The sequence below is a fragment of the Blastomonas sp. genome, from assembly GCF_030373265.1.
Lineage (GTDB): Bacteria > Pseudomonadota > Alphaproteobacteria > Sphingomonadales > Sphingomonadaceae > Blastomonas.
In genome coordinates, this window is the sequence record NZ_JAUCZC010000054.1 from 1 (window position 1) to 6,077 (window position 6,077).

Consider the following 6,077-nt stretch of genomic DNA (forward strand, 5'->3'; position numbering starts at 1 on the left):
TTCATCGACATGGAATATGGCAACAACGTCCGCAAGGTCGAGAAGGCCATGCGCGATGCGCTGAAGAGCGACCGGGCGCGTATCCAGGTCGGGCGCATCTCGGGCTTCGGCCTGATGGAGATGAGCCGCCAGCGTCTGCGCACCGGCGTGCTCGAAGCATCGACTCGCACCTGCCCGCATTGCGATGGCACCGGCCTCGTCCGCACCGCATCGTCGGCAGGCCTGTCGGCGCTGCGTCTGCTGGAAGAGGAAGCTGCCCGTGGCCATGGCAGCCTGATCACGCTGCGCACCAGCCAGGAAGCCTCGATCTACGTCCTCAACAACAAGCGCCGCGATCTTGCCGAGATCGAGGAACGCTTCGGCGTGCACATCGAAATTCTGCCCAATGGGGAGAATGAAGGCGCCAAGATGGAAGTGACCGCCAGCGGTCCGCGGCCTGAAAAGACCGTGACCTTCCAGCCGATCATCGACGACGATGACGACGAGGAAATCGAAGACGACATCGAGGAAATCGAGGAAGAGGAAGAGGCAGCGCCGCGGCGTGGCCGGGGTGATCGCGGAAATCGCGGCAACCGTGGCGACCGCAGCGATCGTGGCGAACGCTCCGAGCGTGGCGAACGGGCAGAACGGCCCGAACGTGCAGACGGCGAAGAGCGGACCGAACGCGCGCCCTCTGCCCGCACCGCCGAGGAAGGCGAAGGGGGCCGTTCCAAGCGCCGCCGCCGCCGTCGTGGCAAGCGCGGGAAGCGTGATGGCGATGCGACGCTCGACGAGAACGGCCAGCCGGTGCACACCGAGGCTTCGTACAACAACGGCAACGACAACGACAACGATGGCACGGCGGAAACCGCCGAGGCATCGGCCGATAGCGAAGACCAGCGTGAAGACACCGGCACCGATGCGGCAGCCGCATCGGACGACACCGCAGATGGCAAGCCGCGCCGCGCACGGCGTGGCCGCCGCGGCGGTCGGTCGCGCAAGGGTGGCGAAGGCGAAGCCGGTAGCGATGCATCCGCCGAAGGTGATGCCGCGCCCGAAGCCCCCGAAGCCGATGCCGTGCCCGAAGTGGACGCCGCCCCTGCCAACGCCGATGTCGCGGTGGCAGCCGAGGCGCCCGAGGTCGAGGACGTCGCCGCCGAAAAGCCCAAGCCCAAGCGCAAGTCGCGCGCCAAGAAGCCGGTGATCGAAGCCAAGCCTGCGGCGGAGCCTGCAGTGGAAGCTGACGCACCGGTAACGCCCGAAGCCGAAGTCGACGCCCAGCCTGAGGTTGAAGCCAAGCCCAAGCCCAAGCGTGCGCCGCGCAAAAAGGCCGCGCCCAAGGCCGAAGCGCCCTCGGAAGCAGTGACCGATACGGCTCCTGCTGCCCAGGTCGCCAAAGCTGCGGAAGCTTCTGACGATGCGCCCGCGGTGGCCGCTTCTGCGGCACGCGAGGGATCGGAAGAAAGCACCGGACCTGCCCGTCGCGGATGGTGGCAGCGCACGTTCGGAAACTGACGGACCCAAAACGAACCTCATGGCGGCCGTTTCCGGGAAACCCGGAAACGGCCGCTGGTCGTTTGAAGCTTGAAAAAGCCTAGCTCGTTGCGGTGCGGGCAGAGGTGAAACTGCTGGCCACGGCGTCCATCTGCTGCGCCAGCGACCGTTCCGCCGCATCGGGTGCCATCGCGGCAAGCATCACGATCTGCGGCATCGATATGCCCACCCGCAACGTGCCACGCACCCTGCCGGCCATGTCCGGCCCCTGGAAGCGGGCGCATTTGACCGGCTGACCGAGCCGCACTGCATCGCGCATCATCGCCATCTGGATCGCCGTGGCACGATCGAAATCGATCGCTCCGTGCTCACTGCTCAGATCGATCGTTTTGAGCGTGCGCATTTCGATCGGATGCCGGGCCGCCTGGGCCCGATCCGCAATCGGGTATGGCAGTACCCGAGATCCACCGATGCGATCGAGCAGGGTCAGGGATGCGACCCGGAACAGTTCGATGATCCGCGCGATGTCGCTGTCGGCCAATGCCTGGAACCGCTCGAGTTCGAACAACGCGGACTCCAGCCGGACCGTCAGCCCGGCATTGCCATCATCCGGAAGTTGATCGGCGCCCTCCCAGTGTGCAGGCAGTTCGGCGCGGCGAAAGATCGTGGCCATCCCATCGCCCACCGGCGCGATGCGCGCGAAGACCTTTTGAGGAACCAATGCAAAGCCGGAAAACGGCGCACCGCCCATGAATTTGGAACCCGTCAGCAGAACAACCGCTCCGCGCGCCAGGTACTTTGTGATCGCCTCGCTCGTGATCCGCGCCTGGCAGGCATCGACGACGAATCCGATGGCATCGCCATATTGCGCGATCAGCGTGTCGATATCGTCCAGGTGCGGCAGGATCAGCCCGGTCTTGGACCCATGCACCACATGCAGCAGCGGGAACTGATCCACGGCCAGCGCGCGTTCGATCTCGCTGCGCATCCCGGCCATGATGACCGCGCTGTCGAAGGCATCGCCAAAGCCGTTGCGAACCGAAATCTCGGTCAGCGATACGGCTCCCAGGCCCGGCACCGGGATGCCTTTGATGGTGGGGATGCCGAGCGCGGTCTGCCCGGCGAAATACTGGCCATGCGCGCTCAGTATGCAGCCGCTGCCCACTTCGTCCGCGCCCAGCAGCACATTGTGGATACCGCCAGGCGCGCGTCCGGCAAAGCACTGCAGCGCGATGTATTCAAGGTCGGTTCCCGAAGGCGAAAAGGCGGTGTCGATGCCCGGGGGCAGGCTGTAGGCAGCGCTGATGCGTTGGCGTGCGGCATCCAGATGCCGTCCATATTGTGCGCCGGTCATCTGCGGCGTGATGCCTTGCGCGCGCACGAATGACGCAAGGTGATCGAAGGCTGCCTGCGAAATGTCGTTTGCGGTCGACGACGCAAAGGTCACGGTATGTCGCGGGAATGGCGAGGAGTGATATTTGTTGGTGCCATCGTCATGCGCCGGGACAATGCGCTCGTCCCCGCCGATGGTCAGAAGGTGGCTGACCATCCGGTCATTGTCGTGGTCCATCGAACGGTACTTTCGCTGCGCCCCCGAAGCGGATAAGGGCGCGCCTATGGGGTATGGGCCGAATTGGCAAGTTATCTTGACCACTCGCCTTGCCTGACGGCTTCCCGGACCGGGCATATGCCCCCGGATGAACAATGAAGGTGCACCTTTTCTGTGACCCATTACCCAGCCCCCCTCACCATCGATGCCCGGGCGCGCGAAACGCTCAAGGTGTTGTTCCTCGCCAAGCACGCGCTCGGCGACGGATCGCTGCACCCCGAGGACGGCAACCACGCGGTGTACCACAACGAGGTGCGTACCATCCTTGAGGGGCTGTTCGACAATCTGCAGGTCGGCAACCAGTACGCGATGCTGTTCGATCCGCCCGAGGTCGACTTCGTCTTCTCGCTGCTCAACCGTGGCGGGTTCGTGAACTCCGAAATGCTGGTGCCCTTGCTGTGCAACCGGCGCAATCTGCCATATCTCGGCGGCAGCCCGATCCTGCGCGGACTGTCCGACGACAAGCACCTGTCCAAGCTCGTCGCCTGTGCCCGCGGATTGCCCACCGCCGACTGGGCGATCTATCGCCATGGCGGACCTGTCGACGAGAAACTCTGCCCGATGGCCGAGCGGATGGTGATCAAGCCCAATGCATCGTCGGCAAGCTGGGGTGTCCGCGATGCAGGCGACTGGGCGGGCGTGAAGGACGCCATCGCCGCGATCCACGAGGAAGGCCATGATGCGATCGTCGAGCCCTTCCTCACCGGAAGCGATGTCGAGGTTCCGGTGATCACGATCCACGGCAAGCCTGTCATCCTGCCGATGATGCTGTTCGAGCAGGCCGACCCCACCCACCTGCGCACCTATTGGGAAAAGCGCGATCTGGTCGAGCGCGCCAGCAAATACGAACTGGTCGATTTCGAAGGTTCGCCGTTCGAGGCGACGATCGCGCAGCATACCGCCAATCTGGCGCAGGAGTTCGTGCCGTTCGATTATGGCCGCTACGAGTTCAGGCTCGATGCCGACAAGGGGGAATTGAACTTCCTCGAGGTCAACCTCAACTGCAATCTGTGGTCGCAAAAGGTCTTCGGCCGCTCTGCCAGGCGCGCCGGATGGACGCAGGAACAGCTCATCGAAACCATCGTCGCAGAAAGCCTGCGCAGCCACGGCCTTCCGCGCTAGCCCCACGCCGTTACGGCAGGCGACAATTGAGGTTGCCCCGGCATTCGCTATATGGTTGTTACGGCACCAATTTTATCACGATTTAGACAGAGACTGTTTCCATGCCTGATTCCATAAGGCCGCTGCGCCTGCCCGAAGCCGCCAAAGAGCGCCTGCGTTTCCTGTTCATGGCCAAGCATGCGCTGTGGGGCGGAAGCATGCATCCCGAGGACGGCAACCACGCGATCTACCATCACGAGGTGCGCACGACGCTGGAAAGCCTGGGGATCAACATGATGGTCGCCAACAGCTATGACGTGCTGCTGACCAAGCCGGATGTCGATTTCGTGTTTCCGCTGCTCAACCGCGGCGGGTTCCTGAACAGCGAAATGCTCATCCCGTTGCTGTGCAATAAACATGGCATCCGCTATGTCGGCGGGAGCCCGATCATCCGCGGGCTGGGCGACGACAAGCACCTGTCCAAGCTGGTCAGCGTCAACGCCGGCGTGCCGACCGCGCCTTGGTTCTGTTACCGCAAGGGTGCGCCCGTCCGCGAATCCGACTGTCCCGAGGCCGATCGCTGGGTGATCAAGCCCAACGCCTCCTCGGCCAGCTGGGGCATTTCCGACGCGTTCGACTGGAACGGTGTTGCCAATGCGGTCGCGGGCATTCATCAGCAGGGGCACGATGCCATCGTCGAGCCCTATCTCGAGGGCATGGACGTGCAGGCCGCGTTCATCAGCATCGACGGCCCGGTGGCCCTCCCCATGCTGATCTACGAACGCGAAGACCCCACGCGGCTGTGGACCTATTACGAAAAGCGCGACCTGATCGCCAACACCGAAAAGGCGTCGCTGCAGCGGTTTACCGACCCCGAACACGCTCCCAAGGTCGCCGAGCTCGCCCAGAAGATCGCCAACGCGTTCGAACCCTTCGATTATGGCCGGCTCGAGTTCCGCCTCGATCGCAAGACCGGCGACATCAATTTCATCGAGATCAACCTCAACTGCAATTTGTGGTCTGAAAAAGTGGTCGCGAAATCGGCCGCCGCCGCCGGGCTCAGCCATGCCGAGCTGCTCGAGACGATCCTTGCCGACAGCCTCGCGCGGCAGGGCCTGATCGATCGCCGCGATATCATCCTGGGCTAGGCCGATGGCGCAGGGCACGGCGGCAGGGTTATTTCCCGCGCCGCATCTTCTGCCGTTGAGCCTGCGCCATAAAGTGTCTATCTAGGCGGCGGACGCACAGATTGACGAGGGATTTCCATGGCTACCTTTACGCTTCCGGCGAACAGCAAGATCACTGGCAAGGGCCAGGCGTTCCAGGCTAAGACCGGGGGCCGGACCAAGAAATTCAAGGTCTATCGCTACGATCCCGACAGCGGCGAGAACCCGCGCTACGACCGGTTCGATATCGATCTGGACGATTGCGGCCCGATGGTGCTCGACGCGCTGATCAAGATGAAGTCCGAACAGGATTCGACGCTGACCTTCCGCCGCTCGTGCCGCGAAGGCATCTGCGGATCGTGCTCGATGAACATCAACGGCCGCAACGGCCTCGCCTGCACCACCGCGATCGAGGATTGCAAGGGCGAGATTCGCATCACCCCGCTGCCGCATATGGACGTGATCAAGGACCTGGTCCCCGATTTCAGCCACTTCTATGCGCAGTACGCCTCGATCCGCCCCTGGCTGCAGACCGTGACCCCGGTGCCGTCGGGCAAGGAGCGCCTCCAGTCGCCCGCCGATCGCGCCAAGCTCGACGGGCTGTACGAGTGCATCCTGTGCGCATGCTGCTCGACCAGCTGCCCGAGCTATTGGTGGAACTCGGACAAGTTCCTGGGCCCCGCCATCCTGCTGCAGGCCTATCGCTGGCTCGCCGACAGCCGCGACGA

At 63.8% G+C, this 6,077-nt stretch carries 5 protein-coding genes; 4 read left to right on the plus strand and 1 reads right to left on the minus strand.

What is annotated here, in order from left to right:
• The coding region (locus tag QUV11_RS17020) for a ribonuclease E/G (protein WP_300884190.1) at window positions 1-1,494 on the plus strand (1,494 nt) is incomplete at its 5' end.
• A 79-nt stretch (window positions 1,495-1,573) separates the two neighbouring features.
• Here the strand turns inward: QUV11_RS17020 and QUV11_RS17025 are convergent.
• Complete coding sequence (locus QUV11_RS17025; RefSeq protein ID WP_300884192.1) at window positions 1,574-3,043, minus strand: hypothetical protein; 1,470 nt, start codon at window positions 3,041-3,043, stop codon at window positions 1,574-1,576.
• Window positions 3,044-3,196: 153 nt separating this feature from the next.
• Between QUV11_RS17025 and QUV11_RS17030 the strand changes: the two genes are divergently transcribed.
• The 3 genes from QUV11_RS17030 to QUV11_RS17040 form a co-directional block, all read left to right on the plus strand.
• Window positions 3,197-4,204, plus strand: a complete 1,008-nt coding sequence (locus QUV11_RS17030) for a phosphoribosylglycinamide synthetase (RefSeq protein WP_300884193.1) — start codon at window positions 3,197-3,199, stop codon at window positions 4,202-4,204.
• A 101-nt stretch (window positions 4,205-4,305) separates the two neighbouring features.
• The gene (locus QUV11_RS17035) at window positions 4,306-5,331 is read left to right on the plus strand and encodes a phosphoribosylglycinamide synthetase (protein WP_300884213.1); all 1,026 of its coding nucleotides are present in this window, start codon (window positions 4,306-4,308) and stop codon (window positions 5,329-5,331) included.
• A gap of 117 nt (window positions 5,332-5,448) precedes the next feature.
• On the plus strand, window positions 5,449-6,077 hold a 629-nt coding region (locus QUV11_RS17040; protein ID WP_300884216.1), incomplete at its 3' end, for a succinate dehydrogenase iron-sulfur subunit.